This window comes from Streptomyces sp. NPDC007991, assembly GCF_042958445.1.
Lineage (GTDB): Bacteria > Actinomycetota > Actinomycetes > Streptomycetales > Streptomycetaceae > Streptomyces.
In genome coordinates this window covers 317,696-344,240 of record NZ_JBIBJD010000007.1, presented here as the reverse complement: position 1 = coordinate 344,240, position 26,545 = coordinate 317,696, and the positions used below count along the sequence as shown (strand labels likewise).

Sequence of the window (26,545 nt, the reverse complement as noted above, 5' to 3'; positions counted from 1 at the left end):
GCGGCGCCCCGCACCGCCGGGCTGCGGCCCCACCCGGCCTCAGCAGCCGCCGGCGGCAACTCGCAACGCCGGGTGTGCGACGCCCCGGCCCGAGCAACGAACAGCAACGACTTGACCCACCGTCGGCTCAACGCCGCCGCAGATCCGCCACCCTCGCCCGCTCCGCCCCAGGACCCTGCTCCCCGAGCGTCGTGGCCGACCGCAACCCGCCCCCCGCCCCCGGCACCTGCCGCCGAGGCCCTGGCAACGGCACATCCTGGCGCTGCTGACGCGCCGGGCCGGCATCACCCCCGGGGCCTCCCGCCCCCGCCGAGCCCCCCGGCGCCCCCGCGACAGTGATCTGCACTCCTTGATCGGCGAGCGCCTGAAGCTCCGTGGCCGCACGGTCGTCATGGGCGGGCGGCTCGTCCGTCACGAGGCGCGTGATGAGATCCGTCGGCACGGTCTGGAACATCGTGTCCGTCCCGAGCTTGGTGTGGTCCGCGAGGACCACCACCTCCGCGGCGGCCTGCACCAGCGCCCGGTCGACCGACGCCGACAGCATGTTGGACGTGGACAGCCCCCGCTCCGCGGTCAGACCGCTCCCGGACAGGAACGCCCGCGACACCCTCAGCCCGTGCAGGGACTGCTCGGCACCGCTGCCGACCAGGGCGTAGTTCGAGCCGCGGAGCGTACCGCCGGTCATCACGACCTCGACCCGGTTGGCATGGGCCAGCGCCTGGGCGACCAGCAGTGAGTTGGTGACGACGGTCAGCCCGGGCACCCGGGCGAGCCGGCGGGCCAGCTCCTGGGTCGTCGTACCCGCCCCGACCACGATCGCCTCGCCCTCTTCCACGAGATTCGCGGCGAGGTCGGCGATGGCGGTCTTCTCGGCGGTCGCGAGATGAGACTTCTGCGGAAAGCCGGACTCCCGCGTGAAACCGCCCGGCAGTACCGCACCGCCGTGCCGGCGGTCGAGGAGTCCTTCTGCCTCCAGCGCGCGCACGTCCCGCCGTACGGTCACTTCGGAGGTCTGGACGACGCGGGCGAGCTCACGGAGCGACACGGCCCCGTTCGCTCGCACCATTTCGAGGATCAATTGGCGACGTTCTGCAGCGAACACGAAACTGACAGTAACGCCAGCGACCGTCTGCTTTCAGCAGTTTGCGCTGAATAGCAGAAGATGTTCGCACCGAGCTGCGGGAAGTGGTATAGGGCCTAGTCGCGCCGCCTATGCCGCACGCATGGTCGAACACTCCCCGTGACCAGCGAGGAGCCGGATCCGGCCTCAGCTCTCGCCGGTCTCCTTACGGGTGTGCAACTGCCGTGCCACCTCGGCGATCGAGCCCGACAGCGAGGGATAGACGGTGAAGGCGTTCGCAATCTGTTCGACTGTCAGATTGTTGTCGACCGCGATCGAGATGGGGTGGATCAGTTCCGAGGCACGCGGCGCCACGACGACACCGCCGACCACGATCCCGGTCCCCGGCCGGCAGAAGATCTTGACGAAGCCGTCGCGGATGCCCTGCATCTTCGCGCGCGGGTTGCGCAGCAGCGGCAGCTTCACGACCCGGGCGTCGATCTTCCCGCCGTCGACGTCGGCCTGGGTGTAGCCGACGGTGGCGATCTCCGGGTCGGTGAAGACGTTCGACGAGACGGTCTTCAGGTTCAGCGGGGCCACGGCATCGCCCAGGAAGTGGTACATGGCGATACGCCCCTGCATGGCGGCCACGGACGCGAGGGCGAACACGCCCGTCACGTCACCGGCCGCGTACACGCCCGGAGCGGTCGTACGCGACACCTTGTCGGTCCAGATGTGACCGGACTCGCGCAGCCGGACCCCGGCGTCCTCCAGCCCCATGCCCGAGCTGTTGGGCACGGCACCGACGGCCATGAGGCAGTGCGACCCGGAGATGACCCGCCCGTCGGAGAGCGTCACCTCGACCCGGTCCCCGACCCGCTTGGCGGACTGCGCCCGGGTACGCCCCATGACGTTCATGCCGCGCCGCCGGAAGACCTCCTCCAGGACCGCCGCCGCGTCCGGGTCCTCACCCGGCAGCACCCGGTCCCGCGACGACACGAGCGTCACCTTCGACCCCAGCGCCTGATAGGCACCGGCGAACTCGGCACCGGTCACACCCGACCCGACCACGATCAGCTCCTCGGGGAGCTCGTCGAGGTCGTACACCTGGGTCCAGTTCAGGATCCGCTCGCCGTCGGGCTGGGCGTCGGGCAACTCGCGGGGATGCCCGCCGGTGGCGATGAGCACGGCGTCCGCCGTGAGGGTCTCCTCACTCCCGTCGGCGGCGCGCACCACGACCTTGCGCGACCCGTCGAGCGCCTGCATGCCCTCCAGCCGCCCGCGCCCGCGCAGGACACGCGCCCCGGCACGCGTCACGGAGGCCGTGATGTCATGCGACTGGGCGAGCGCGAGCCGCTTCACACGCCGGTTGACCTTCCCCAGGTCGACCCCCACCACCCGGGCGCTCTGCTCCAGCGGCGGGGTGTCGTCCGCGACGATGATCCCCAGCTCCTCGTACGAGGAGTCGAAGGTGGTCATCACCTCGGCCGTGGCGATCAGGGTCTTCGACGGCACACAGTCGGTCAGCACCGACGCCCCGCCCAGACCGTCGCAGTCGACGACGGTCACCTCCGCGCCGAGTTGAGCGGCCACCAGGGCCGCTTCGTATCCGCCGGGTCCGCCACCGATGATCACGATCCGAGTCACGTACCCCATTGTCCCGCACCCCTCAACATGGCACCGCCCCGGGGCCCGCCGCCGATGCGGCTCCGTTACGCGAGTGACGCAGGGGCACCTGCCGTACCCTCTCCCCATGTCGCTCTACGCCGCGTACGCCGGCAACCTCGACGCGCGGCTGATGTCCCGCCGCGCCCCGCACTCGCCGCTGCGCGCCACCGGCTGGCTGGACGGGTGGCGGCTGACCTTCGGCGGCGAGCACATGGGCTGGGAGGGCGCCCTGCCGACGATCGTCGAGGACCCCCTCTCCCAGGTCTTCGTCGCGCTCTACGAGATCGCCCCCATGGACGAGGAGTCACTCGACCGCTGGGAGGGTGTGGGACTCGACATCTACCGCCGCACACGCGTACGGGTACACACCCTGGAGGGTGACGAACAGGCGTGGGCCTTCACCCTCAACGCCTACGAGGGCGGCCTGCCCTCCGCCCGATACCTGGGCGAGATCGCCGACGCGGCGGAATCGGCCGGCGCCCCGCACGACTACGTGATGGAACTGCGCAAGCGGCCCTGCTGAGCCCGGCTTCGCCGGAAACGACAAGACAACGATCGTCACCCCGTGAGCTCTGCCATCTACGCGCGTAGGCAATCACCGGCTACCCTCGTGCGCGTGAACGCATCTCTTCTTCCGGACGACCTCCAGGGCAACCCCCACGCCGCCGCCGACGCCGCCGCGGCCCGCCTGCGCGAACTCACGGGCGCCGAGACCCACGACGTCGCCCTCGTGATGGGCTCCGGCTGGGCTCCGGCCGTGGACGCCCTCGGTGCCCCCGAGGCCGAACTCCAGGTCACCGAGCTGCCCGGCTTCCCGCCCCCGGCGGTCGAGGGCCACGGAGGCAAGATCCGCTCGTACCGCATCGGCAACAAGCGCGCCCTCGTCTTCCTCGGCCGTACGCACTACTACGAGGGCCGCGGTGTGGCAGCGGTCTCCCACGGCGTCCGCACCGCGGTCTCGGCCGGCTGCAAGACGATCGTCCTCACGAACGGCTGCGGAGGCCTGCGCGAGGGCATGCGCCCCGGCCAGCCGGTCCTGATCAGCGACCACATCAACCTCACCGCCACCTCCCCCATCATCGGTGCCAACTTCGTCGACCTCACCGACCTCTACTCCCCGCGCCTGCGGGCCCTGTGCAAGGAGGTCGACCCCACCCTGGAGGAGGGCGTCTACGCCCAGTTCCCCGGCCCGCACTACGAGACTCCGGCGGAGATCCGTATGGCCCGGGTCATCGGTGCGGACCTGGTGGGCATGTCGACGGTCCTGGAGGCGATCGCCGCGCGTGAGGCCGGTGCGGAGGTTCTGGGCATCTCCCTCGTCACGAACCTGGCGGCGGGCATGACGGGAGAGCCCCTCAACCACGAAGAGGTCCTCCAGGCCGGCCGCGACTCCGCGACGCGCATGGGCTCACTGCTCGCCCAGGTCCTGGGACGCCTGTAAGCCTGGACTGCCCGCAGCCAGGGCAACCACGACGCACCCGCACCCGCGTACGCACGGAAGGGGACGTGCCGGGGGGTGTCCGCCCGCAGCGGTTGGCGCGTCAACGGGGGGTCAGTCGGTACGCAACCCCATCGCGCCGTTCCGAGGACGGACACCCCCCGGCGCGGCTCCGGCCCACCACCACCGCGCAGGCGCTACGCGCACCCCCACGCCCACGCACAGGCCGCCGCAGGCATCCCCACCCGCACCCGCACCACCCAACGGAGAGGCTGACACAGACCGTGCACGACGAACTCATCGCACAGGCCCAGGCGTGGCTCACCGAGGACCCCGACCCGGAAACCCGCACCGAGCTCGCCCGCCTCATCGACGCCCAGGACCACACCGAACTCGCCGCCCGCTTCAGCGGCACCCTCCAGTTCGGCACCGCCGGCCTCCGCGGCGAACTCGGCGCCGGCCCCATGCGCATGAACAGCTCCGTCGTCATCCGCGCGGCCGCCGGCCTCGCCGCGTACCTCAAGAAGCAGGGTCCCTCCCAGCGGGAAGAGGGTGCCGGCCTCGTCGTCATCGGCTACGACGCCCGCCACAAGTCGCACGACTTCGCCCGCGACACCGCCGCCGTCATGACCGGCGCCGGCCTGCGCGCCGCCGTCCTCCCCCGCCCCCTCCCCACCCCCGTCCTCGCCTTCGCGATAAGGCACCTCGGCGCGGTCGCCGGCGTGGAGGTCACCGCCAGCCACAACCCGCCCCGCGACAACGGCTACAAGGTCTACCTCGGCGACGGCTCCCAGATCGTCCCCCCGGCGGACACCGAGATCGCGGCGGAGATCGCCGCCGTCCCCTCCCTCGCCACCGTCCGGCGCCCCACAGAAGGCTGGGAGACCCTGGACGACAGCGTCCTCGACGCCTACCTCGCCCGCACCGACGCCGTCCTGTCCAAGGGTTCCCCCCGCACCGCCCGCACGGTGTACACGGCGATGCACGGCGTCGGCAAGGACGTCCTCCTCTCCGCCTTCGCCCGCGCCGGCTTCCCGGAACCGGCCCTCGTCACGGAACAGGCCGAGCCCGACCCGGATTTCCCGACCGTCGCGTTCCCCAACCCCGAGGAGCCCGGCGCGATGGACCTGGCCTTCGCGACGGCCCGCGCGCTCACCCCCGCCCCCGACCTGATCATCGCCAACGACCCGGACGCAGACCGCTGCGCCGTCGCCGTACAGAACGGCCAGAACGGCGCCGACTGGCGCATGCTCCGCGGCGACGAGGTAGGCGCCCTGCTCGCCGCCCACCTGGTCCGCCGCGGAGCGACCGGCACCTTCGCGGAGTCGATCGTCTCCTCCTCCCTCCTCGGCCGCATCGCCGAGAAGGCCGGCCTCCCCCACGTCGAGACCCTCACCGGCTTCAAGTGGATCGCCCGCGCGGAGGGCCTGCGCTACGGCTACGAGGAGGCCCTCGGCTACTGCGTCGACCCGGACGGCGTACGCGACAAGGACGGCATCACGGCCGCGCTCCTGATCACGGAACTGGCCTCGCAGCTCAAGGAGGAGGGCCGCACCCTCCTCGACCTCCTCGACGACCTGGCCGTGGAACACGGCCTGCACGCCACGGACCAGCTCTCGGTCCGCGTGGAGGACCTCTCCCTCATCAGCGCCGCGATGCGCCGCCTGCGCGAACAGCCCCCGACCGAACTCGCCGGCCTGCCGATCACCCGCACCGACGACCTCACGCAGGGCACGGACACCCTCCCGCCCACCGACGGCCTGCGCTACACCCTCGACGGCGCCCGGGTGATCGTCCGCCCGAGCGGCACGGAGCCGAAGCTGAAGTGCTACCTGGAGGTCGTGATCCCGGTCGCGGCCCACGCCGAGCTCCCCGAGGCCCGCGCACGGGCGACGGCCCTACTGGAGTCGATCAAACGCGACCTGTCGACAGCGGCAGGCATCTGACCCCGCGGTCGGACACGGACAGGCCGGCCCCACCGAAGCCGAGCACCCCGGCCCGGGGCCGACGCCCGTCCCCCTCAGCCGACCACCCACAGCGCCAGCACCAACACCGCCCCGGCAACCGCCGGCCCCATCACCTCGTACGCCCACCGCACGGTCACCTCCCCCTGCGCCGTCTCCGCCCGGCGCCGCGCCTCGTGCAGCCCCCGCAGCTCATCCATGATCCGGTCGGTCTCCGCCCGCGCGGGCCCGTCCGGCACATGGCCACCGCCGAGGCCCTGCCCCGGCCCGGACCCCAGTCCCGCACGCATCCCGAGCGCACTGCCGCGCCCCTCGTCCCGCCCCATCTCCCGCCGGGCCTGCGCGGTCGCCCGCATCTCACGCCGCGCGGCCTTCTTGCGGGCGCGCAGCGAGACGGGCACGGCCCACAGCTGGTACTTCGCGCCGGACTCGGTGAGGACCTCGTTCGAGTAGGAGGACTTCAACGAGGCGACCTGCCCCCACGGCACCACGATGACGCGGAACGGATTGCGGATCCGCAGCCGGTCGTCACTCGCGTACACGGCGGGCCGCAGCGTGAAGGCGACGACCAGCGGCACGATCAGGATCAGCACGGCGAGCGCCATCCACGGCGTGCGCCCCTCGCCCGAAACCACCGCGTCGATGCCGAGCCACCCGGCGATGGCGAGCAGCAGCGCGCCACCGGCGATGGCCGGAACCGACCGGTACACCCGGTCCTCGGACTCGGGCTCCGAAGGCTGCGGCGCGGGCGACTGGGACTCGGGGCTCGTCATGCTCCGATTCTGCCGGACCGTATGCGGGCCACCCACCGCACCCCACCCCGCACACCACACCCCCCGCACCACCACACCCACGCACCCCACCACCCGCGCACCTCACCACCCCACCCGACCAAACCCAGGGGCTGTACAGCCGCTACGCGCGTAGATATGCTCGTCTGGTGACCATGCCCAGTTCTGCACTCACCGCAGCTCACCCCCTCAAGGACGTCACCGCGTCCGACAGCGCGCTGCGCCGCTTCCTCCACGGGCTCCCCGGCGTCGACGCGGTCGGACTGGAGGCCCGTGCGGCCTCCCTAGGCACGCGTTCGATCAAGACGACCGCGAAGGCGTACGCCATCGACCTGGCCATCTCGATGGTCGACCTGACGACGCTGGAAGGCGCGGACACCCCGGGCAAGGTCCGGGCGCTCGGCGCGAAGGCGGTCCGGCCCGACCCGACCGACCGCACGGCGCCCACGACGGCAGCGGTCTGCGTCTACCCCGACATGGTGGCCGTGGCCAAGGAGGCCGTCGCCGGCTCCGGCGTGAAGGTCGCCTCCGTCGCCACGGCGTTCCCGGCCGGCCGCGCCCCGCTCACCGTCAAGCTGGCCGACGTCCGTGAGGCCGTGGCCGCCGGCGCCGACGAGATCGACATGGTCATCGACCGCGGGGCGTTCCTCGCGGGCCGATACTTGAAGGTGTACGACGAGATCACCGCCGTGAAGGAGGCCTGCGGCACGTCCGCGCGCCTGAAGGTCATCTTCGAGACGGGCGAGCTGTCGACGTACGACAACATCCGCCGCGCGAGCTGGCTCGGGATGCTGGCGGGCGCGGACTTCATCAAGACGTCCACCGGAAAGGTCGCCGTCAACGCGACCCCGGCGAACACGCTCCTCATGCTGGAGGCGGTACGTGACTTCCGGGCACAGACCGGCGTCCAGGTCGGCGTGAAGCCGGCCGGCGGTATCCGCACCTCCAAGGACGCCATCAAGTTCCTCGTGCTGGTCAACGAGACCGCCGGCGGGGACTGGCTGGACAACCACTGGTTCCGCTTCGGCGCCTCCTCGCTGCTGAACGACCTGCTGATGCAGCGCCAGAAGCTGGCCACCGGCCGCTACTCCGGCCCCGACTACGTGACGGTGGACTGATACCCATGAACAGGGACAACGTGTCATCGGTATTCGCATACGCCCCGGCGCCCGAGTCGCGCGCGATCGTCGACATCGCGCCCTCGTACGGCCTGTTCATCGACGGCGAGTTCACCGAGGCGGCGGACGGCAAGGTCTTCAAGACCGTCAGCCCCTCCTCCGAGGAGGTCCTCGCCGAGATCGCCCAGGCGGGCGAGGCCGACGTGGACCGCGCCGTACAGGCGGCCCGCAAGGCCTTCGAGAAGTGGTCGGCGCTGCCCGGCTCGGAGCGCGCCAAGTACCTGTTCCGCATCGCGCGGATCATCCAGGAGCGCTCCCGCGAACTCGCCGTCCTCGAAACCCTCGACAACGGCAAGCCGATCAAGGAGACCCGCGACGCGGACCTCCCCCTGGTCGCGGCGCACTTCTTCTACTACGCGGGCTGGGCCGACAAGCTCGACCACGCGGGCTTCGGCGCGAACCCGCGGCCGCTGGGCGTGGCCGGTCAGGTCATCCCCTGGAACTTCCCGCTGCTGATGCTGGCGTGGAAGATCGCCCCGGCGCTCGCGACCGGCAACACGGTCGTCCTGAAGCCCGCTGAGACCACGCCCCTCTCGGCGCTCTTCTTCGCGGACATCTGCCGCCAGGCGGGCCTGCCGAAGGGCGTCGTCAACATCCTCCCCGGCTACGGCGGCGCGGGCGCGGCGCTGGTGGCCCACCCGGACGTGAACAAGGTGGCCTTCACGGGCTCCACGGCCGTCGGCAAGGAGATCGCCCGCACGGTCGCCGGCACCCGCAAGAAGGTCACGCTCGAACTGGGCGGCAAGGGCGCCAACATCGTCTTCGACGACGCCCCGATCGACCAGGCCGTCGAGGGCATCGTGAACGGCATCTTCTTCAACCAGGGCCAGGTCTGCTGCGCCGGCAGCCGCCTGCTGGTCCAGGAGTCGGTCCACGACGAACTCCTCGACTCCCTCAAGCGCCGCCTGTCGACCCTCCGCCTCGGCGACCCGCTGGACAAGAACACCGACATCGGCGCGATCAACTCCGAGGAACAGCTCACGCGCATCACCTCGCTGGTCGAGCAGGGCGAGGCGGAGGGCGCCGAGCGCTGGTCGCCGGCCTGTGAACTGCCGGAGAGCGGCTACTGGTTCGCCCCGACGCTCTTCACGAACGTCACCCAGGCGCACACCATCGCCCGCGACGAGATCTTCGGCCCGGTGCTGTCGGTCCTGACCTTCCGCACGCCGGACGAGGCGGTCGCCAAGGCCAACAACACGCCGTACGGCCTGTCCGCCGGTGTCTGGACGGAGAAGGGCTCGCGCATCCTGGCGGTCGCGAACAAGCTCCGCGCGGGAGTCGTCTGGTCCAACACGTTCAACAAGTTCGACCCGACATCGCCGTTCGGCGGCTACAAGGAGTCGGGCTTCGGCCGCGAGGGCGGCCGCCACGGCCTGGAGGCGTACCTCGATGTCTGACACGCGACTGAGTGTCCTCAAGACCTACAAGCTGTACGTGGGCGGCAAGTTCCCGCGTTCCGAGAGCGGCCGGGTGTACGAGGTGACCGACGCAAAGGGCAACTGGCTGGCGAACGCGCCCCTGTCCTCCCGCAAGGACGCCCGTGACGCGGTCGTGGCCGCCCGCAAGGCGTTCGGCGGCTGGTCCGGCGCGACGGCGTACAACCGCGGCCAGGTCCTCTACCGTGTCGCGGAGATGCTGGAGGGCCGCCGCGACCAGTTCACGCGTGAGGTGGCCGACGCCGAGGGGCTGTCGAAGTCCAAGGCGGCGGCGGTCGTGGACGCGACGATCGACCGCTGGGTCTGGTACGCGGGCTGGACCGACAAGATCGCCCAGGTGGTCGGCGGCGGCAACCCGGTCGCGGGTCCGTTCTTCAACCTGTCCTCCCCCGAGCCGACCGGCGTGGTCGCCGTCCTGGCGCCCCAGGAGTCGTCCTTCCTGGGCCTGGTGTCGGTGCTCGCCCCGGTGATCGCGACCGGCAACACGGCGGTCGTGGTGGCGAGCGAGCAGTCCCCGCTGCCCGCGCTGTCCCTCGCCGAAGTGCTGGCCACCTCGGACGTCCCCGGCGGCGTGGTCAACGTCCTGTCGGGCCGCACGGCGGAGATCGCGCCCCCGCTGGCCGCCCACCAGGACGTCAACGCGATCGACCTCGCGGGCGCCGACGAGGCCCTCGCGAAGGAACTGGAGATCGCCGCGGCCGACAACCTCAAGCGCGTCCTGCGTCCACAGCCTGTGGATTACGCGGAGACGCCCGGCATCGACCGCCTGACGGCGTTCCTGGAGACCAAAACGGTCTGGCACCCGACGGGGTCACTGGGCGCGTCGGGTTCCTCGTACTAGAGCGCAAGAGAACGCCCTCACAGCGCAAGCCCCGTCCCTCCTCCGTCCGGGAGGGCCGGGGCTTCTCTCGCTTCTCTCGTACGTCATCGGCTTGACGCGACGGCCAGGGCACGCTGGGCGGTCGGCTTCTCGGGAGTGTCGTGTCGGGCCGTCGCCGGCACCTTCTGAAGCACCTCGTCGAGGTGTGACGCGCGCATCAAAGGCGACGCGGGGTCGTACGGCCCCCGATGGATGCCTCACACTGGTGTCCCGTGAGTTCTCCTCTGGCCATACCGACGCGAGTCGTGCTGCTCTGCGGCCCCTCCGGCTCCGGCAAGTCCCTCCTCGCGGCCCGCTCCGGCCTCCCGGTGCTGCGGCTCGACGACTTCTACAAGGAGGGCGACGACCCGACGCTGCCGCTGGTGGCGGGCAGTTCGGACATCGACTGGGACCATCCGGAGTCGTGGGACGCGGACACGGCCGTCGCCGCGATCACCCGGCTGTGCCGCACAGGCCGTACGGACGTCCCCGTCTACGACATCGCGCGCAGTGCCCGTACCGGCGCGGAGACGGTGGACATCGGGCGGACCCCGGTGTTCATCGCGGAGGGCATCTTCGCCGCGGAGATCGTCACGCGCTGCCGGGAGCTCGGCGTCCTCGCCGACGCGCTGTGCCTGAGCCGCGGCCCGGTGAAGACGTTCCGCCGCCGCTTCCTGCGGGATCTGCGGGAGGGCCGCAAGTCGGTGCCGTTCCTGCTGCGCCGCGGCTGGCGTCTGATGCGCCAGGAGCGCTCGATCGTCGCCCGCCAGAGGGCGCTGGGCGCGTACGCCTGCGACCGCGACGAGGCGATGGGCCGGCTGGCGGCCGCTGCGGCGGGCCGGTGCGCGAGCCTCGGTACGGCGGCCTAGACGGCGAAAAAAGCAGACGAAAAAGCGGGACGACGAAACGGGACGACGAAAACGACGGAAAAGCGGGACTGGACGGACCCCCCGGCCCTCCAGTCCCGCTGTGGTGCTCCCCCGTTGTGCTCCCCCGTTGTGCTCCCCCGCGTTCCCCCGTGTCCTGAGGAGACGCCCCCCAGCGTCTCCGCAGTTCCCCCGTGGGCCCCGGTTCCACTCCCCCGTGGGGCCCCTTTGGTGCTCCCCCCCGACCTTCAGGCGACGAGCTCGCCGAAGGCGTCCTCCTCGTCACGGCCGAAGCTGAGGACCTGGTCCTCGCGCAGCCGGCGGAGTGACCGCCAGATGCTGGACTTCACCGTGCCGACACTGATGTCGAGGATCTCCGCGATCTCCGGGTCCGTGCGGCCCTCGTAGTAGCGCAGGACCAGCATGGTGCGCTGGAGCTCGGGCAGCCGGGCCAGCGCCTGCCACAGGACCGCGCGCAGCTCGGTGCCGCGCATCGCGTCCGTGTCGCCGGGCGTCTCCGGCAGTTCCTCGGTCGGGTACTCGTTCAGCTTGCGGCGGCGCCACGCGCTGATGTGCAGGTTGGTCATGGTGCGGCGGAGGTAGCCCCCGACCGCGGCCTTGTCACTGATCCGGTCCCATGCCCGGTACGTCGAGAACAGCGCGCTCTGGAGCAGGTCCTCGGCCTCGAAGCGGTCGCCGGTGAGGTGGTAGGCGGTGGCGTACAGGGAGGCGCGGCGCTCCTGGACGTAGGCGGTGAACTCCGCCTCCGACAGCGAGCGGCGCTCCCCCGGGTCCTCCCTGTACGCGGCTCCCCCGTGAGCCGCCCCCGTCCCCTCGCCGTCCCCCGTGTGTGCGTCGATCACCGTCATGAACGTGGTGTGCTGACGCCCGGTGCCGCGAGCGCACCCCCGCCCGCTCACGACACCGGACTTCTCGGAACCCCGGTTCACGTCGTGCAGACGCGTGATCACTGCGCTGGTGCTGGTGCCGTGCAGCGTGTTCATCTCGCGCCCCCCGTCGTGGACTTCCGGTGTGCGGCCCGCCGGTGGGGCGGGCTTTCCTGCTTGTGCCGAAAACTTTGCCGCGGCACTTTCATGGCCGTGTCCGTCGACTGTCACAGACCTGTCACAGGGCTCGGCCATATGGCGGACACACCTCGTGCACAGGCGTCGGCGCTGTGCGCAGGTCTCATCTCGGCCCACATGTCGAACCGTGACCCCTCCATGGGCCAGAATGTGCCCGTGCCTTCCCTGTTGCTGATCGAGGACGACGACGCCATCCGGACGGCCCTGGAGCTCTCACTGACGCGCCAGGGTCACCGGGTGGCGACCGCTGCCAGTGGTGAGGACGGTCTGAAGCTGCTGCGCGAGCAGCGGCCGGATCTGATCGTGCTGGACGTGATGCTGCCCGGCATCGACGGTTTCGAGGTGTGCCGGCGCATCCGGCGCACGGACCAGTTGCCGATCATCCTGCTCACCGCGCGCAGCGACGACATCGACGTGGTCGTCGGGCTGGAGTCCGGCGCCGACGACTACGTCGTCAAGCCGGTGCAGGGGCGGGTGCTGGACGCCCGGATCCGGGCCGTGCTGCGGCGCGGCGAGCGGGAGTCCAACGACGCGGCGACGTTCGGCAGCCTCGTCATCGACCGCTCGGCGATGACCGTGACGAAGAACGGCGAGGACCTCCAGCTCACGCCGACCGAGCTGCGGCTGCTGCTGGAGCTGAGCCGGCGGCCGGGGCAGGCGCTGTCGCGGCAGCAGCTGCTGCGGCTGGTGTGGGAACACGACTACCTGGGCGACTCGCGGCTCGTGGACGCGTGTGTCCAGCGGCTGCGCGCCAAGGTCGAGGACGTGCCCTCGTCCCCGACGCTGATCCGTACCGTGCGGGGTGTCGGTTACCGGCTGGATCCGCCTCAGTGACACAGGGGAACCAGGGGGGGACCCGCGGCTGGACCGCGGCGCGCAAGGGAGTTTCGTCGCGGCTGCGCTTCACCAGCCTGCGGCTGAGGCTGGTCGTCGTCTTCGGCCTGGTGGCGCTGACGGCCGCCGTGTCCGCGTCCGGCATCGCGTACTGGCTCAACCGTGAGGCCGTGCTCACCCGCGCCCAGGACGCCGTGCTGCGCGACTTCGACCAGGAGATGCAGAACCGGGCGGGCGCGCTGCCCGACCGGCCCACGCAGGACGAGCTCCAGCACACCGCGGGCCAGATGGCGGGCAGCGACCAGCGCTTCAGCGTGCTGCTGGTCGCGCGCGACGCCGACGGCAGGACCGTCTACGGCAGCTCCGGCGGGCTGAGCGGCTTCTCGCTGCGGGACGTGCCGGTCTCGCTGCGCACGGCGGTGAACAGGGCCGAGAAGATCGACGAGTCCAACAAGCACCCGTACCACCTGTACTGGCAGCGGGTCGTCGACCACGACACGCCGTATCTCGTGGCGGGAACGCGGGTGATCGGCGGCGGTCCGACCGGTTACATGCTGAAGTCGCTGGAGCCGGAGGCGAAGGACCTCAACTCGCTGGCCTGGTCGCTGGGGATCGCGACGGCGCTCGCGCTGATCGGCTCGGCGCTGCTCGCGCAGGCCGCGGCGACGACCGTGCTGAAGCCGGTGCAGCGGCTGGGGACGGCCGCGCGGCGGCTCGGCGAGGGCAAGCTGGACACCCGGCTCAGGGTGTCCGGGACCGACGAACTCGCCGACCTGTCGCGGACCTTCAACAAGGCGGCCGAGGCGCTGGAGAAGCGGGTCGCCGACATGGCCGCGCGGGACGAGGCGTCGCGGCGGTTCGTGGCCGACATGAGCCATGAGCTGCGGACGCCGCTCACCGCCATCACCGCCGTGACGGAGGTGCTGGAGGAGGAGCTGGAGGCGGAGACCGGGAGCATGGACCCGATGATCGAGCCCGCCGTCCGGCTGGTGGTCAGCGAGACCCGGCGGCTGAACGACCTGGTCGAGAACCTGATGGAGGTCACCCGCTTCGACGCGGGCACGGCCCGGCTCGTCCTGGACGACGTGGACATCGCCGACCAGATCACCGCGTGCATCGACGCCCGTGCCTGGCTGGACGCGGTCGAGCTGGACGCCGAGCGCGGCATCCACGCCCGCCTGGATCCGCGCCGTCTGGACGTCATCCTGGCCAACCTGATCGGCAACGCGCTCAAGCACGGCGGCTCCCCGGTGCGGGTGTCCGTCCGGGTGGAGGACGACTCGCTCGTCATCGAGGTGCAGGACCACGGGCCCGGCATCCCCGAGGACGTCCTGCCGCACGTCTTCGACCGTTTCTACAAGGCCAGCGCCTCCCGGCCGCGCTCCGAGGGCAGTGGCCTGGGCCTGTCCATCGCCCAGGAGAACGCCCACATCCACGGCGGCGAGATCACCGCGGCCAACTCGCCCGACTCGGGCGCGGTGTTCACCCTGCGGCTCCCGCGCCACACGTCCGCGCCGGGGGAACAGCCCGCCGAGGGCGAGCGCAAGCACGGGGACGGCACCGGCCGGGACCGGGGCGCGGACGCGAAGGGTGACGCCCGATGACCGCACGTCTCGTCTCAAGGGCCCGGATCGGTGCCGTCTCCCTGCTCGCCCTGCTGCTCGCCGGCTGCGGGATCCGGGCCACGGAGGTCCCGACGAACTTCGGGCCCGCGCCCTCGCGGGTGCGCTGTTCGCTCGCCGAGCCGGACGTGTCGGCGCAGGCCGCGCGGGGGCTGCCCGTGCAGGTGTTCCTGCTGTGCGGGTCGTCGCTGGTGACCGTCGACCGTACGGTACGGGTCCCGGACGGCGCGGCCGACTCCGAGCGGCGGATGCTGGTGGCGCAGGGCCTGCTGGACCAGCTCGCGGCGCAGCCGTCGCCCGCCGAGAAGGAGGCCGGCTACAGCACGGACGTACGCGGCGGCATCAGCGTGGGCGGGCCCCGGCCCGGGGACCCGGAGGACACGCTGCGGCTGAGCATGGCGCCGGACAGCCTCACCTCGTACGCCCTCGCCCAGATCGTCTGCACCTTCTCCGACTCGGCGGCCGCCGAGGGCGACGGCTCCGTGGTCCTGGGCGGCCCCGGCGCCGGCTCCCCGCGCCGCTACGCGTGCACGGACGAGGTGCGGGCCCGGCCGGGCAGCAAGGAACCGCCTTCCACGGACGCGGCCGGGGAGTGAGCGGGCGGGTTCCGCCCCGCTGTGGCGCATGCCTCACCGGCCAACCGGGGCCCTTCCCGGAACCGATCCTGCCGGAGGCCGCGTCTTGGGGGGCGTGCAGCGTCAAGGCTCCATCGGCGGCAGCGCCGCGTTCCGCATCCGTGTGACAGGAGGTGTCCTCCTCGTCGCACACCTCGCGTTCGTCGCCTGGCTCACGCTGCGGCCGCTGGACGTGCCCTGGGTGATGCCGGCCAATCTGCGGCCGTTCCACGGCATCCAGGCCGATCTCGCCCTGGGCTGGCCCGAGGCGGCCCGGCGGATCTGCGAGGGGCTGGCCCTGCTCGCCCCGCTGGGTGTGCTGCTGCCGATGGCGAGCGGCAGACTGGTCGTCTCGCCGCTGGCGTCCCTGCTGAACACCGTCACGGCCGGGGCCCTGCTGTCGCTGGGCATCGAGCTGCTCCAGACCGGCGTTCCCGGTCAGGTCGTCGACATCGACTCGCTGTTCCTGAACACCACGGGCGTGGCCCTCGCACATCTCGCGCTCGTCCCCGCCGGCCGCTGCTGGCTGCGCCGCCGCACCACCGCGCGCCCGCTCCGTACGCCCCTGCCCCCGGAGGGGCCGGCTCAGGGTCGGACCCCGACGATTCCCAGGGTCGGGATCGCCCCGTGGAGCGACGCTTTGCCCCCTTCGTCTCCGTAGCGTGGAGTGCAGATGGGGTACTCGGACGAGAGGCCTCACGACACCTCACGAAGGAGCCGCACATGTCACGCCTCGCCCGCCCCACCCAAGGCCGCATGATCGGCGGAGTGTGCGCCGCGCTGGCTCGGCGCTTCGGTACCTCCGCGACGACGATGCGGGTGATCTTCCTGGTCTCGTGCCTGCTGCCCGGGCCGCAGTTCCTGGTGTACATCGCGCTGTGGATCCTGCTGCCGTCGGAGGACAAGGTGCAGCACAAGACGCAGACGGCCTGGTGACGACCCGCTGGACAGAACACCGATGGGGCGCGCCCCGAAGCCGGGGTGCGCCCCATCGGCGTGGCACCGAGAGCGCCGAGGACTCCCGGATCAGCCCTCCGAGGGCGAAGAACCGCTGGTGGAGGCGGTCTGCCGGAACAGCCATTCGGATTTCAGCTCGGCATATCCGGGCTTGATCACGTCATTGATCATGGCCAGTCGTTCATCGAAAGGAATGAACGCTGATTTCATCGCATTGACGGAGAACCACTGCATGTCGTCGAGCGTGTAACCGAACGCCTCGACGAGGTGCTCGAATTCCCGGCTCATGCTGGTGTGCGACATAAGACGGTTGTCCGTGTTGACCGTGGCGCGGAAATGCAGCCGGCGCAGCAGCCCGATGGGGTGCTCGGCGTACGAGGCCGCCGCCCCGGTCTGGAGGTTGGAGCTCGGGCACAGCTCCAGCGGGATGCGCTTGTCCCGGACGTACGAGGCGAGCCGCCCGAGTTCGACGCTGCCGTCGTCGTGGACCTGGATGTCGTCGATGATCCGCACCCCGTGCCCGAGCCGGTCGGCGCCGCACCACTGGAGGGCCTGCCAGATGGACGGCAGCCCGAAGGCCTCGCCGGCGTGGATGGTGAAGTGGTTGTTCTCGCGCTTGAGGTACTCGAAGGCGTCCAGGTGCCGGGTGGGCGGGTAGCCGGCCTCGGCGCCCGCGATGTCGAAGCCGACGACTCCCAGATCGCGGTACCGGTTGGCGAGTTCGGCGATCTCCAGGGCGCGGGCCGCGTGCCGCATGGCGGTGAGCAGAGCGCCGACCCGGATGCGCAGGCCCTTGCCCCGGGCGCGACGCTCCCCTTCCCGGAAGCCCTCGTTGACGGCCTCGACGACCTCTTCGAGGCTCAGACCGCCTTCGAGGTGCTGCTCGGGGGCGTAGCGCACCTCGGCGTAGACGACGCCGTCCCCGGCGAGGTCCTCGGCGCACTCGGCGGCGACCCGCACCAGCGCCTCGCGGGTCTGCATGACGCCGACGGTGTGGGAGAAGGTCTCCAAGTACCGTTCCAGGGAACCGGAGTCGGCGGCCTCGCGGAACCAGAGGCCGAGCTTCTCCGGGTCGGTCTCGGGGAGCTGCGAGTAGCCCGTCGCGTGGGCGAGCTCGACGATCGTGCCCGGGCGCAGCCCGCCGTCGAGGTGGTCGTGCAGCAGGACCTTGGGCGCCCGGTGGATCTGGTCCGGTGTCGGGGTGTTCGCGATGGTCTGGCTCGTCATTTCCGCACTCTAACTCCTACGCGCGTAGATGGCGCGTCCTCGGCTCCTTTACGTTTTCGTCGATACGTAACGGTGACCGCAAGGACGGGTCGATTACACCCGCGCTTCTGACACTGTTCTGTCATGGCACACCAACCGACGCCGGTGCGCAGGGCCCGGCTGGGCAGGACATTCGGTCCGGAGCCGTCGGCGGTCAGCGGCGTGGTGCTGCTGCTCCCCGGCGGCGAGCAGGTCTCCGGCCGCAGGCCGTCCCCCCTGGTGGCGACCGCCTCCGTACGCGCCCTGGGGCGCCGCCTGGCCCGCGCGGGCCGGGACGAGGGCCTCGTCACGCACGTGGTGCACTACCGCTACCGCGGCTGGAACGGCGACGAGGCCAACCTCGCGGCCGACGCGGCCTGGGCGGCCGACGAGGTCGTACGGCGTTACGGAGACGTCCCCGTGTGCCTCGCCGGCATCGGCATGGGCGGCCGGGCCGGGTTGCGGGCGGGCGGCCACGAGGCCGTCAACTCCGTGCTGGCGCTCGCTCCTTGGCTGCCCAGGGAGGATGGGGCCGGGCCACCCGAACCGGTGAAGCAACTGGTGGGTCGGCAGGTGCTGATCGTGCACGGCACGAATGACGGGCGGACGGATCCCGAACTGTCCTTCCGGCTGGCGGCGCGGGCGAAGAAGGCGAACCGGGATGTGTGCCGGTTCGAAGTGCACGCGGACGGGCACGGGTTGCATCAGTACCGGGATGAAGTGCTGGCGCTGGCCGAGGACTTCGTGATGGGGGCGCTGTTCGGGCGGGCTGTGTCGCGGCCCGTGCGGGATGCGCTGGCCGCGCCGCCGCCGTTGGGGTTGCGGATGCCGTTGGCCGCGGGGTTCAGTCCTTCGAGGCGGTAGCGCCGTTCGAGGTGCCCGTGCTTTCCCGGGGTGCGGGTGCGCCGTGGTCGCTCGCGCAGTTCCCCGCGCCCCTCAGGCCAGGAGACTTCCCCTCCTTGAGAGCAAGAACTTCTTGAATGCTGCCACCGGGGGCGTGTCCGGGTGGCCGTCCAGCCAGGCCACGCCGATTTCGCGAACGGCGCGCGGAGCAGTCACCGTCAGCTCGACGACCCCCGGGCGGGGCACGGCGGGCGGCGGCAGGAGGGCCACTCCCAGGCCCGCTGCCACCAGGCCCCTCAAGGTTTCCGCCTCCTCGCCCTCGAAGGCGATGCGGGGCTTGAAGCCGGCTTCCTGGCAGAGGTCGTCGGTGATGCGGCGGAGGCCGTAGCCGGGTTCCAGGGTGACGAACATTTCGTCCGCGGCCTCGGCGAGGCGGATGCGGCGGCGGCCCGCGAGGGAGTGGTCCGCGGGGACGACGAGGCGGAGCTTCTGTTCGTCGAGGCGGCGGGCGACCAGGTCGGGGGCGTCGGGGACCGGCGACGTCAGGCACAGGTCCAGATCCCCGGCGCGGAGGCGTTCGAGCATGGCCTCGCCGTAGTTCTGGACGAGGCTGAAGCGGACGCGTGGATGGTCGGCGCGGAAGGCCTGGAGGAGGCCCGGGACCGTCTCGGCGCCCATGGTGTGCAGGAAGCCGAAGGCGACCTTGCCGGTGGCGGGGTCGGCGTCGGCCCGCACCTCCTCGGCGGCGCGCTCGACCTCGGCCAGGGCGCGTTCCACGGAGGCGAGGAAGGTGCGGCCCGCCGGGGTGAGGGAGACCGTGCGGCCGTGGCGGGCGAAGAGGTCGACGCCCAGGTCCTGCTCCAGGCGGACCATGGACCGGGAGAGGGTCGACTGGGGGACGTTCATCTCCTGGGCGGCGCGGGTGACGTGCTCGGTACGGGCGACGCCGGCGAAGTACGCCAGGCGGGGAGCCAGCACCCTGGACATCTCCGCCATGTCTTCTGTGTCACTGGACGGTGACAGCCGAGCCGCTGAACTGGGTTGATGCGCCATGGGAACGATTATGGCAGTTCCATGCATTGGACGGATCAGTGGATGCGTACGTAGTTTCGAGGCATGTCTCCCGCCAGTACCGGGGCGTCCACCATCGTGGGCGCCGATGCCTCTGTCCCTGCCGCCGACGCACGCATGTCCCCGGGCGGGCCCGGCTACCGCCGGATGAGCCTCGCCCTCTTCCTCGCGGGTGTCGCGACCTTCGCGCTGCTGTACTCCACGCAGGCGCTGCTCCCGCTGATCTCCGGCGAGTTCGGTGTGGCGGCGAGCGACGCGAGCTGGACGGTGGCCGCCGCGACGGGCGGGCTGGCGCTGTTCGTCCTGCCGATGAGCGCCCTGTCGGAGCGCTTCGGACGGCGTACGGTCATGACGGCCTCGCTGGCCGTGGCGGTGACCGTCGGACTGCTGGTGCCCCTCGCCCCGTCGCTGGGTGTCCTGGTCGTGCTGCGGGCGCTCCAGGGCGCTGCGCTGGCCGGGCTGCCGGCATCGGCGACGGCGTACCTCGCGGAGGAGGTCAGCCCCAAGGCGCTGGTCACCGCGATCGGACTGTTCGTCGCGGGCAACAGCGTCGGCGGGATGAGCGGCCGGGTCATCACCGGCTGGGTCGCCCAGGAGTGGGGCTGGCGGGTCGCCGTCGGGGTGATCGGCGCGATCGCCGTGGCGTGCGCGGTGGCCTTCCGGCTGCTGCTCCCCGCCCCGGAGAACTTCAAGGCCGGTTCGCTGCGGCCGCGCGTCCTGGCCCGGACGGTCCGCGACCACCTGTCGAACCCGCTGCTGTGCCGGCTGTACGCGATCGGCGCGCTGTTCATGACGGTGTTCGGCGGTGTGTACACGGTCATCGGCTACCGGCTGACCGAGGCGCCGTTCTCGCTGCCGCAGGGCATCATCGGCTCGATCTTCCTGGTGTACCTCGTCGGTACTGTGTCGGCGTCTTCGGCCGGGCGGCTGGTGGGCCGGCTGGGCCGCCGGGGCGCGCTGTACGCGGGCGGCGGTACGACGGCGGCGGGTCTGCTGCTGTCCCTGGCCGGCTCCCTGCCGCTGGTCCTGCTGGGACTGGTCCTGATCACGGCGGGCTTCTTCGCGGGCCACGCGGTGGCCTCCTCGGCGGTCAGCAAGACGGCCACGACCGGCCGCGCGCAGGCCTCGGCGCTCTACCAGTCGGCCTACTACGTCGGCTCCAGCGCGGGCAGCACGGTCGGCGCGATCGCCTTCCACGCGGGCGGCTGGGCCGGCACGGTCGGGGTCGGGCTGCTGGCGGTCCTGGGCGTCGTGACGATCACGGTGTTCGGGACGCGGGCGGCGCGGCTGCAGGGGCGGCTGACCACGGCCGCCTGAGGTTCGGAACCGGAGTGTTCCCCCTGGTCGGGGGCCGGTTGTCAGTGGGCGCGGCTACCGTCCGCCTCTGCTGACCACCGGATTCGACCAGGGGGATTTTTCATGGAGTTCCGCATCGACCGTACTGCGTTCGCCGAGGCCGTGGGCCGGGCGGTACGGGCGCTGCCCGCGCGGACGCCGGTGCCGGTGCTGGGCGGGCTGCTGCTGGAGGCGGACGCGGGGCGGCTGGCCGTGACGGGGTTCGACTTCGAGGCGGCGGTGCGGGTGGCGGCCGACGCCGAGGTCGCGGTGCCGGGGCGGGTGCTCGTCCTGGGGCGGCGGCTGCTGGACATCGGCCGGGTGCTGCCGGACGGGCCGGTGAGCTGCGCGCTGGAGGCCTCACGGTTCACGGTGGAGGCGGGCGGTACGCGGTTCGGGCTGTCGACGCTGCCCCTCGCCGAGTACCCGGCCCTGCCGGCGCCGCCCGCGCCGTACGGCACGGTGGACGCCGCCGCGTTCGCGACCGCTGTCGCCCAGGTCGCCGTCGCGGCCGGGCGCGACGAGACGCTGCCGCTCCTGACCGGCGTCCAACTGCGCCTGGACGGCGGGGAGATGACGCTGGCCGCTTCGGACCGCTACCGGTACGCCGTGCGGCGGCTGCAGTGGCGGCCCAGGGCGGCGGCCGAGGCGGTGGTGGACGCGTTGCTGCCCGCGCGACGCCTGCTGGACGTCGCGCGGTCGCTGGGCCGCGGCGGGGACGTGCTGATCGGCTGGGACCCGGCCGGGGGCGGCGGGCTGATCGGCTTCGAGGGCGGGCGGACGCGGACGGCCCTGCGGCTGCTCGACGGGCGGCTGCCGACGTACGGGTCGCTGTTCGACATGGCGGGGGCCGCGGTCGCCGAGGTCGAGTGCGAGGGGCTCGCGGAGGCCGTGCGGCGGGTCGCGGTGGTGGCGGAGGCGAACAGTCCGGTGCGGCTGGACTTCTCGTCCGACGGGTCCGTCATGCTCCGCGCCGGCTACGGCGACGACGTGGCCGCCCAGCGCCTGCCGGCCACGCTGACCGGCGCCGACGAGATGCCGGTGGCCTTCAGCCCGGCCTATCTGCTGGACGCGCTGACCTCCTTCGAGAGCCCGCGCGTACGGCTGGAACTGCTGGGGGCGGGGCAGCGGGCGCTGCTGCACGCGGTGCCGGACGGCGGGGCCGCCGGCGAGCACCGGCATCTGCTGATGTCGGTGCGGCAGCTGGTCTGAAGCACCGCTCCCACCTGCGCTTTTATGCGCTCGGGGGGCCGTTGTCAGTGGGCTGCGGTAGCTTCCGAAGTGCTGGACGCGATGGCGCGTGACAGAAATTCCCGGGGCGGGTGGACGATGACGAACGGCACGGCGACACCGACAGAGCTGGACACCAGGCTGGAGGCCCACCGCACCGAGCTGACGGGGTACTGCTACCGGATGCTCGGCTCCTCCTTCGAGGCGGAGGACGCGGTACAGGACACGATGGTCCGCGCCTGGCGCAGCTACGACAAGTTCGAGGGCCGCTCCAGCCTCCGCTCCTGGCTCTACCGCATCGCGACCAACGTGTGCCTGGACATGCTGACGGCGGGCAACAAGCGCGCCAGGCCCATGGACCTCACCGATTCCACCCCCCTCGCCCAGGCGGCCCTCTCCCCCCGCCCGGACAACACCTGGCTGGAGCCCATGCCGGACGCCCGCGTGCTGCCCACGACCGAGGACCCGGCGGAGGCGGCGATAGCCAAGGAGTCCGTGCGGCTCGCCTTCATGGCCGCCCTGCAGAAGCTGCCGGCCAAGCAGCGGGCCGTGCTGATCCTGCGCGAGGTGCTGGCCTGGAAGGCCAGTGAGGTCGCCGAGCTGCTGGACACCTCGGTGGCATCGGTCAACAGCGCCCTCCAGCGGGCCCGCGCCACCCTGGCCGAGCGGCAGGAGCCGGGCGCCGAAGCGGCCGTCTCCGACCCGCTGGACGAGGACCAGCAGAAGCTGCTGGACCGCTATGTGGCGGCCTTCGAGGGCTACGACATGACGGCGCTGACGGCCCTGCTGCACGAGGACGCGGTGATGACGATGCCGCCGTTCGACCTGTGGCTGACCGGCGTCGGCGACATCACGGGCTTCATGACGACGCTCGGGGCGCCCTGCGCGGGCTCGCGGCTGGTGCCGGTCCAGGTCAACGGCCTGCCGGGGTTCGCCCAGTACAAGCCGGACCCGGAGAAGGGCGGCTTCTCCCCGTGGGCGGTCCAGGTGCTGGAGATCTCAGACGGCCGGATCACCGGGTTCCACTGCTTCCTCGACACCCAGCGCTGGTTCCCGCTCTTCGGCCTGCCCCTCCACCTCGAAGCGGAGACCGACCAGGTCCAGGAGCGCGCGTAGGGCCGGGTCGGGGTCGCGCAGCCGTATCCGTCCCCCGGCCCGCCGGGCGGCGAGCTGGAGCCGCGCGAGCAGGTCGACGGCGGCGAGCCCGGGCGGCCCGATGCCTCCGACGTCGCACACCACGACCCGGGCACGGCTGGTGCGCAGCAGTGCCCTCACGTCGTCGCTCAGTGAGCTCACCTCGTCCCGGGCGACGGGACCGGGGAGCACGAGCACGGGGGGTGTCATGGCGTCCACGATCGGTAGACCGGGCGGGCGGCGGTAACTCATCGCGGCTGTCCGTCCTGTCGGCGCCGTAAGGATCACATTGACCTGGGTGCGGCCATCCCCGGAGGGTTGGCTGCATGCCCCATGCATCTGCCCCTTCCGCGCTGTCCGATGCACGTGTCGCCGGTGAGGGGGCCTCGTGCGGGGGGTGCTGAGCGGCTTCGCGGTCATCGCGGTCGTCATCGGGGTGGGGTATCTGATCGGCCGCCGGGGATATCTGGGCGACGGCGGGCGCGAGGTCCTGACGAAGCTGGCCTTCCACGTAGCGTCTCCCGCCCTGCTCTTCACGACGCTCGCCCGGGCCGACCTGTCGGTGATCTTCTCCGACCGGCTGCTGGTCACGGCGATGAGCACGGCAGCCGCGGCGGGTGTCTTCGTGGCGGTGGGTGTCGCGCGCGGCTGGGGTGCGGGCCGGACGACGATCGGCGCGCTGTGCTCCAGCTACGTCAACTCGGGCAACCTCGGCATCCCGATCGCGGTGTACGTGCTGGGTGACGCTTCACTGGTCGCGCCGGTGCTGCTGTTCCAGCTGGTGGGCGTCACGCCGGTGGCACTGACGGTCCTGGACCTGGCGACCGGCGGGGAGGGAGCGCACCGCCCCCTGTGGCAACGCCTGCTCACGCCCCTGCGCAACCCGATAGCCCTGGGCTCCCTGGCCGGGGTGGCGGTCTCGGCGTCGGGCCTGACCGTGCCGGGCCCCTTGATGGACCCCCTGACCCTCATCGGCAACATGTCGGTCCCTGCGGTCCTGCTGGCCTTCGGTATCTCCCTGCGCGGCAGCACCCTCCCGCTGCGCGGCGCGGAACGGGCCCCGGTCCTCCTCGCCGTGACCCTCAAGGCGGTCGTCCAGCCCGTGGTCGCCTGGGCGCTGGCAGCGGGCGTCTTCGGCCTGCACGGGGCCTTGCTGCTCGACGTGGTGGTGACGTCGGCCCTGCCGGCGGCGCAGAACCTGTTCACGTACGCGAGCAGCTACCGGGTGGGCGAGGTGCTGGCGAGGGAGGCGATCCTGTTGTCGACGGTGCTGGCGGTGCCGGTGTTGGTGGTGGTGGCGGCGCTGCTGGGGTGACTCAGTTCTCGGGGAACTCGCCGGTGTCGAGCTCGAGGCCGAAGGGCTCCGGCAGTGTGATGCGTTCTCCGAACTTGCCTGCCTGCAAAACCCGGTAGACGTCCCTTTGCGGTTCGCCGTAGAGCGTGATGGTGGGGCCGCCAGGAGCCCAGCCGTCGATGAGCAGATACAGCGGAACACCAGCCTGGGCGTAACCTGCGGCCTTCTTGATCCGGTCGTGGGCCGCATTCGACTTGGACGTGATCTCGACGATGAGTTCAGCGGCAGCCGCTGGGATGAAGTTACCGCCCTCGTCACGCAGCACCTGCCTGGGGGCGACTGCGAGATCAGGGATGTAGAGGCCGTCACGAGACGGGACCGCCGTACCCAGCGTCTGGTAGATGCCCCAATGCCTGGGGATGACCTCGTACAGGGCTCGCTGAACCAGGTCAGCGATGTCGTTGTGGGCATTGGACGGCGGTGGTGCCACGGTGACGATCCCCTCGATGATCTCCACCTTGCAGCCCTCGGGCGCGTCCGTCTCCTGCCAGATCCGAACGAGGTCGTCCCACTCGTGGCCGTTGGCCGTCGAGTGGTCGACGGTGAGTGCGCTCATGGCGGTTCTCCAATCAGTGCGTCACCGATCCCAGCATGCCGAACGGGACCGGCGGGGGTCCACCGATCCCGTTCACCCGTATGAGAAAACCCCAGCTCAGGCGATACGCTCCAGCACCACCGGCGACACCGTGAAGGCCGTCCCCGGCGCCGCGATGCCGTACGAGCCCTCGACCGCGTCCAGCGCGTACTCGAAGCGCTCCGGGGTGTCCGTGTGGAGGGTCAGGAGGGGCTGGCCCTCGGTGACCTGGTCGCCCGGCTTCGCGTGCATCTCCACGCCCGCGCCCGCCTGCACCGGGTCCTCCTTGCGGGCCCGGCCCGCGCCCAGGCGCCAGGCCGCGACGCCGATGTCGTAGGCGTCGAGGCGGGTGAGGACGCCCGAGGCCGGGGCCTTGATCACGTGCTGTTCGCGGGCCACCGGCAGCGCCGCGTCCGGGTCGCCACCCTGGGCCGTGATCATGCGGCGCCAGACGTCCATCGCCGAGCCGTCGGCCAGGGCCTTCGCCGGGTCGGCGCCGCTGATGCCCGCCGCGTCGAGCATCTCGCGGGCCAGGGCGATCGTCAGCTCGACCACGTCCGCCGGGCCGCCGCCCGCCAGGACCTCCACCGACTCGCGGACCTCCAGCGCGTTGCCCGCCGTCAGGCCGAGCGGGGTCGACATGTCGGTGAGCAGCGCGACCGTCTTCACGCCGTGGTCGGTGCCGAGGCCGACCATCGTGGAGGCCAGTTCGCGTGCGTCCTCCAGGGTCTTCATGAAGGCGCCCGTGCCGACCTTCACGTCCAGGACCAGCGAGCCCGTGCCCTCCGCGATCTTCTTCGACATGATCGAGGAGGCGATCAGCGGGATCGCCTCGACCGTGCCCGTGACGTCCCGCAGGGCGTACAGCTTCTTGTCGGCCGGGGCCAGGCCGTCGCCCGCCGCGCAGATCACCGCGCCGGTACTGTCCAGGACGGACAGCATCTCCTCGTTCGACAGCAGCGCGCGCCAGCCGGGGATCGACTCCAGCTTGTCCAGCGTGCCGCCCGTGTGGCCGAGGCCGCGGCCCGACAGCTGCGGGACGGCGGCGCCGCAGGCGGCGACCAGGGGGGCCAGCGGGAGGGTGATCTTGTCGCCGACGCCGCCGGTGGAGTGCTTGTCGGCCGTCGGGCGGGACAGGGACGAGAAGTCCATGCGCTCCCCGGAGGCGATCATCGCGGCCGTCCAGCGGGCGATCTCGCGCCGGTTCATGCCGTTGAGCAGGATGGCCATCGCGAGGGCCGACATCTGCTCGTCGGCCACCTCCCCGCGGGTGTACGCGTCGATGACCCAGTCGATCTGTTCGTCGCTGAGTTCGCCGCGGTCCCGCTTGGTGCGGATGACGGAGATGGCGTCCATGGCCATGGCGTGGGCTTCCTTCCGGGGGTTC

26 protein-coding genes are annotated in these 26,545 nt (G+C 71.7%); 17 read left to right on the top strand and 9 right to left on the bottom strand.

Annotated features, from left to right (window positions below; translation table 11 throughout):
* Nucleotides 1-127: 127 nt before the first annotated feature.
* Nucleotides 128-1,102: a DeoR family transcriptional regulator gene (locus ACFZDA_RS22200; protein ID WP_391084042.1), complete on the bottom strand. Its 975-nt coding sequence runs from the start codon at nt 1,100-1,102 to the stop codon at nt 128-130.
* A gap of 165 nt (nt 1,103-1,267) precedes the next feature.
* Nucleotides 1,268-2,716 (bottom strand): NAD(P)H-quinone dehydrogenase, encoded by a 1,449-nt coding sequence (locus tag ACFZDA_RS22195; protein ID WP_391084038.1) that lies wholly within the window; start codon nt 2,714-2,716, stop codon nt 1,268-1,270.
* A 97-nt stretch (nt 2,717-2,813) separates the two neighbouring features.
* Between ACFZDA_RS22195 and ACFZDA_RS22190 the strand changes: the two genes are divergently transcribed.
* The 3 genes from ACFZDA_RS22190 to ACFZDA_RS22180 all read left to right on the top strand — a co-directional run bounded on the left by ACFZDA_RS22190 (nt 2,814) and on the right by ACFZDA_RS22180 (nt 6,112).
* Nucleotides 2,814-3,251 carry a gamma-glutamylcyclotransferase gene (locus tag ACFZDA_RS22190; protein ID WP_391084035.1) on the top strand — a complete coding sequence of 146 codons (438 nt, stop codon included), beginning with the start codon at nt 2,814-2,816 and terminating at the stop codon, nt 3,249-3,251.
* Nucleotides 3,252-3,344: 93 nt separating this feature from the next.
* A complete protein-coding gene (locus ACFZDA_RS22185; RefSeq protein WP_391084033.1) occupies nt 3,345-4,169 on the top strand; it encodes a purine-nucleoside phosphorylase in 825 nt (274 codons plus the stop codon).
* A 281-nt stretch (nt 4,170-4,450) separates the two neighbouring features.
* Entirely contained in the window at nt 4,451-6,112 is a 1,662-nt protein-coding gene (locus ACFZDA_RS22180) for a phospho-sugar mutase (protein ID WP_391084030.1), read from the top strand.
* A gap of 74 nt (nt 6,113-6,186) precedes the next feature.
* Here ACFZDA_RS22180 and ACFZDA_RS22175 read toward each other — a convergent pair whose 3' ends face one another.
* Nucleotides 6,187-6,903: a PH domain-containing protein gene (locus ACFZDA_RS22175; protein ID WP_391084027.1), complete on the bottom strand. Its 717-nt coding sequence runs from the start codon at nt 6,901-6,903 to the stop codon at nt 6,187-6,189.
* Between the two features lie 173 nt (nt 6,904-7,076).
* Here ACFZDA_RS22175 and deoC point away from each other — a divergent pair, with 173 nt between their 5' ends.
* The 4 genes from deoC (at nt 7,077) to ACFZDA_RS22155 (ending at nt 11,263) form a co-directional block, all read left to right on the top strand.
* On the top strand, nt 7,077-8,039 hold the full coding sequence (gene deoC, locus ACFZDA_RS22170) for a deoxyribose-phosphate aldolase (protein ID WP_391084025.1): 963 nt from the start codon (nt 7,077-7,079) through the stop codon (nt 8,037-8,039).
* Between the two features lie 20 nt (nt 8,040-8,059).
* Nucleotides 8,060-9,496 (top strand): aldehyde dehydrogenase family protein, encoded by a 1,437-nt coding sequence (locus tag ACFZDA_RS22165; RefSeq protein WP_391084603.1) that lies wholly within the window; start codon nt 8,060-8,062, stop codon nt 9,494-9,496.
* Complete coding sequence (locus tag ACFZDA_RS22160; RefSeq protein ID WP_391084022.1) at nt 9,489-10,376, top strand: aldehyde dehydrogenase family protein; 888 nt, start codon at nt 9,489-9,491, stop codon at nt 10,374-10,376. The genes ACFZDA_RS22165 and ACFZDA_RS22160 overlap by 8 nt, the downstream gene beginning before the upstream one ends.
* Before the next feature lie 227 nt (nt 10,377-10,603).
* A complete protein-coding gene (locus tag ACFZDA_RS22155; RefSeq protein WP_391084019.1) occupies nt 10,604-11,263 on the top strand; it encodes a uridine kinase in 660 nt (219 codons plus the stop codon).
* Between the two features lie 245 nt (nt 11,264-11,508).
* On the opposite strand, the gene ACFZDA_RS22150 is transcribed toward ACFZDA_RS22155, so the two are convergent.
* On the bottom strand, nt 11,509-12,264 hold the full coding sequence (locus tag ACFZDA_RS22150) for a SigE family RNA polymerase sigma factor (RefSeq protein WP_391084017.1): 756 nt from the start codon (nt 12,262-12,264) through the stop codon (nt 11,509-11,511).
* 237 nt (nt 12,265-12,501) lie between these two features.
* Here ACFZDA_RS22150 and afsQ1 point away from each other — a divergent pair, with 237 nt between their 5' ends.
* The 5 genes from afsQ1 (at nt 12,502) to ACFZDA_RS22125 (ending at nt 16,351) form a co-directional block, all read left to right on the top strand.
* On the top strand, nt 12,502-13,179 hold the full coding sequence (gene afsQ1 / locus ACFZDA_RS22145) for a two-component system response regulator AfsQ1 (protein ID WP_010048893.1): 678 nt from the start codon (nt 12,502-12,504) through the stop codon (nt 13,177-13,179).
* Nucleotides 13,176-14,783, top strand: a complete 1,608-nt coding sequence (locus tag ACFZDA_RS22140) for an ATP-binding protein (RefSeq protein ID WP_391084013.1) — start codon at nt 13,176-13,178, stop codon at nt 14,781-14,783. The genes afsQ1 and ACFZDA_RS22140 overlap by 4 nt, the downstream gene beginning before the upstream one ends.
* The gene (locus tag ACFZDA_RS22135; protein WP_391084010.1) at nt 14,780-15,397 is read left to right on the top strand and encodes a hypothetical protein; all 618 of its coding nucleotides are present in this window, start codon (nt 14,780-14,782) and stop codon (nt 15,395-15,397) included. The genes ACFZDA_RS22140 and ACFZDA_RS22135 overlap by 4 nt, the downstream gene beginning before the upstream one ends.
* A 94-nt stretch (nt 15,398-15,491) precedes the next feature.
* The gene (locus ACFZDA_RS22130) at nt 15,492-16,076 is read left to right on the top strand and encodes a VanZ family protein (protein ID WP_391084008.1); all 585 of its coding nucleotides are present in this window, start codon (nt 15,492-15,494) and stop codon (nt 16,074-16,076) included.
* 62 nt (nt 16,077-16,138) lie between these two features.
* Complete coding sequence (locus tag ACFZDA_RS22125) at nt 16,139-16,351, top strand: PspC domain-containing protein (protein WP_391084005.1); 213 nt, start codon at nt 16,139-16,141, stop codon at nt 16,349-16,351.
* A 90-nt stretch (nt 16,352-16,441) separates the two neighbouring features.
* Here ACFZDA_RS22125 and ACFZDA_RS22120 read toward each other — a convergent pair whose 3' ends face one another.
* A complete protein-coding gene (locus ACFZDA_RS22120) occupies nt 16,442-17,599 on the bottom strand; it encodes an adenosine deaminase (protein ID WP_391084002.1) in 1,158 nt (385 codons plus the stop codon).
* A 123-nt stretch (nt 17,600-17,722) separates the two neighbouring features.
* Between ACFZDA_RS22120 and ACFZDA_RS22115 the strand changes: the two genes are divergently transcribed.
* The gene (locus ACFZDA_RS22115) at nt 17,723-18,481 is read left to right on the top strand and encodes an alpha/beta hydrolase (protein ID WP_391083999.1); all 759 of its coding nucleotides are present in this window, start codon (nt 17,723-17,725) and stop codon (nt 18,479-18,481) included.
* Nucleotides 18,482-18,553: 72 nt separating this feature from the next.
* Here ACFZDA_RS22115 and ACFZDA_RS22110 read toward each other — a convergent pair whose 3' ends face one another.
* Nucleotides 18,554-19,513, bottom strand: a complete 960-nt coding sequence (locus tag ACFZDA_RS22110; protein WP_391083996.1) for a LysR substrate-binding domain-containing protein — start codon at nt 19,511-19,513, stop codon at nt 18,554-18,556.
* Between the two features lie 63 nt (nt 19,514-19,576).
* Here ACFZDA_RS22110 and ACFZDA_RS22105 point away from each other — a divergent pair, with 63 nt between their 5' ends.
* From ACFZDA_RS22105 to ACFZDA_RS22095, 3 genes are all read left to right on the top strand, one after another.
* The gene (locus ACFZDA_RS22105) at nt 19,577-20,848 is read left to right on the top strand and encodes an MFS transporter (protein WP_391083993.1); all 1,272 of its coding nucleotides are present in this window, start codon (nt 19,577-19,579) and stop codon (nt 20,846-20,848) included.
* Nucleotides 20,849-20,950: 102 nt separating this feature from the next.
* Nucleotides 20,951-22,078 (top strand): DNA polymerase III subunit beta, encoded by a 1,128-nt coding sequence (gene dnaN / locus ACFZDA_RS22100; protein ID WP_391083990.1) that lies wholly within the window; start codon nt 20,951-20,953, stop codon nt 22,076-22,078.
* Nucleotides 22,079-22,195: 117 nt separating this feature from the next.
* The gene (locus tag ACFZDA_RS22095; RefSeq protein WP_391083987.1) at nt 22,196-23,212 is read left to right on the top strand and encodes an RNA polymerase subunit sigma-70; all 1,017 of its coding nucleotides are present in this window, start codon (nt 22,196-22,198) and stop codon (nt 23,210-23,212) included.
* On the opposite strand, the gene ACFZDA_RS22090 is transcribed toward ACFZDA_RS22095, so the two are convergent.
* Nucleotides 23,096-23,482: an STAS domain-containing protein gene (locus ACFZDA_RS22090; protein WP_391083984.1), complete on the bottom strand. Its 387-nt coding sequence runs from the start codon at nt 23,480-23,482 to the stop codon at nt 23,096-23,098. The two genes, ACFZDA_RS22095 and ACFZDA_RS22090, sit on opposite strands and share 117 nt — an antisense overlap.
* 136 nt (nt 23,483-23,618) lie before the next feature.
* Here ACFZDA_RS22090 and ACFZDA_RS22085 point away from each other — a divergent pair, with 136 nt between their 5' ends.
* Nucleotides 23,619-24,545, top strand: a complete 927-nt coding sequence (locus ACFZDA_RS22085; protein ID WP_391083982.1) for an AEC family transporter — start codon at nt 23,619-23,621, stop codon at nt 24,543-24,545.
* 1 nt (nt 24,546) lies between these two features.
* On the opposite strand, the gene ACFZDA_RS22080 is transcribed toward ACFZDA_RS22085, so the two are convergent.
* Both ACFZDA_RS22080 and ACFZDA_RS22075 read right to left on the bottom strand, forming a co-directional pair.
* Nucleotides 24,547-25,140 (bottom strand): Uma2 family endonuclease, encoded by a 594-nt coding sequence (locus ACFZDA_RS22080; protein ID WP_307177153.1) that lies wholly within the window; start codon nt 25,138-25,140, stop codon nt 24,547-24,549.
* A 96-nt stretch (nt 25,141-25,236) separates the two neighbouring features.
* Nucleotides 25,237-26,514, bottom strand: a complete 1,278-nt coding sequence (locus tag ACFZDA_RS22075) for a thymidine phosphorylase (protein ID WP_391084600.1) — start codon at nt 26,512-26,514, stop codon at nt 25,237-25,239.
* Nucleotides 26,515-26,545: the final 31 nt, after the last annotated feature.

Coding starts and splice junctions, on each gene's coding strand:
- ACFZDA_RS22195 (WP_391084038.1), bottom strand. CDS start 2,716: ATGGGGTACGTGACTCGGATCGTGATCATCGGTGGCGGACCCGGCGGA.
- ACFZDA_RS22190 (WP_391084035.1), top strand. CDS start 2,814: ATGTCGCTCTACGCCGCGTACGCCGGCAACCTCGACGCGCGGCTGATG.
- ACFZDA_RS22175 (WP_391084027.1), bottom strand. CDS start 6,903: ATGACGAGCCCCGAGTCCCAGTCGCCCGCGCCGCAGCCTTCGGAGCCC.
- deoC (WP_391084025.1), top strand. CDS start 7,077: ATGCCCAGTTCTGCACTCACCGCAGCTCACCCCCTCAAGGACGTCACC.
- ACFZDA_RS22160 (WP_391084022.1), top strand. CDS start 9,489: ATGTCTGACACGCGACTGAGTGTCCTCAAGACCTACAAGCTGTACGTG.
- ACFZDA_RS22155 (WP_391084019.1), top strand. CDS start 10,604: ATGGATGCCTCACACTGGTGTCCCGTGAGTTCTCCTCTGGCCATACCG.
- ACFZDA_RS22150 (WP_391084017.1), bottom strand. CDS start 12,264: ATGAACACGCTGCACGGCACCAGCACCAGCGCAGTGATCACGCGTCTG.
- ACFZDA_RS22135 (WP_391084010.1), top strand. CDS start 14,780: ATGACCGCACGTCTCGTCTCAAGGGCCCGGATCGGTGCCGTCTCCCTG.
- ACFZDA_RS22125 (WP_391084005.1), top strand. CDS start 16,139: ATGTCACGCCTCGCCCGCCCCACCCAAGGCCGCATGATCGGCGGAGTG.
- ACFZDA_RS22120 (WP_391084002.1), bottom strand. CDS start 17,599: ATGACGAGCCAGACCATCGCGAACACCCCGACACCGGACCAGATCCAC.
- ACFZDA_RS22115 (WP_391083999.1), top strand. CDS start 17,723: ATGGCACACCAACCGACGCCGGTGCGCAGGGCCCGGCTGGGCAGGACA.
- ACFZDA_RS22110 (WP_391083996.1), bottom strand. CDS start 19,513: ATGGCGCATCAACCCAGTTCAGCGGCTCGGCTGTCACCGTCCAGTGAC.
- ACFZDA_RS22105 (WP_391083993.1), top strand. CDS start 19,577: ATGTCTCCCGCCAGTACCGGGGCGTCCACCATCGTGGGCGCCGATGCC.
- dnaN (WP_391083990.1), top strand. CDS start 20,951: ATGGAGTTCCGCATCGACCGTACTGCGTTCGCCGAGGCCGTGGGCCGG.
- ACFZDA_RS22095 (WP_391083987.1), top strand. CDS start 22,196: ATGACGAACGGCACGGCGACACCGACAGAGCTGGACACCAGGCTGGAG.
- ACFZDA_RS22090 (WP_391083984.1), bottom strand. CDS start 23,482: ATGAGTTACCGCCGCCCGCCCGGTCTACCGATCGTGGACGCCATGACA.
- ACFZDA_RS22080 (WP_307177153.1), bottom strand. CDS start 25,140: ATGAGCGCACTCACCGTCGACCACTCGACGGCCAACGGCCACGAGTGG.
- ACFZDA_RS22075 (WP_391084600.1), bottom strand. CDS start 26,514: ATGGACGCCATCTCCGTCATCCGCACCAAGCGGGACCGCGGCGAACTC.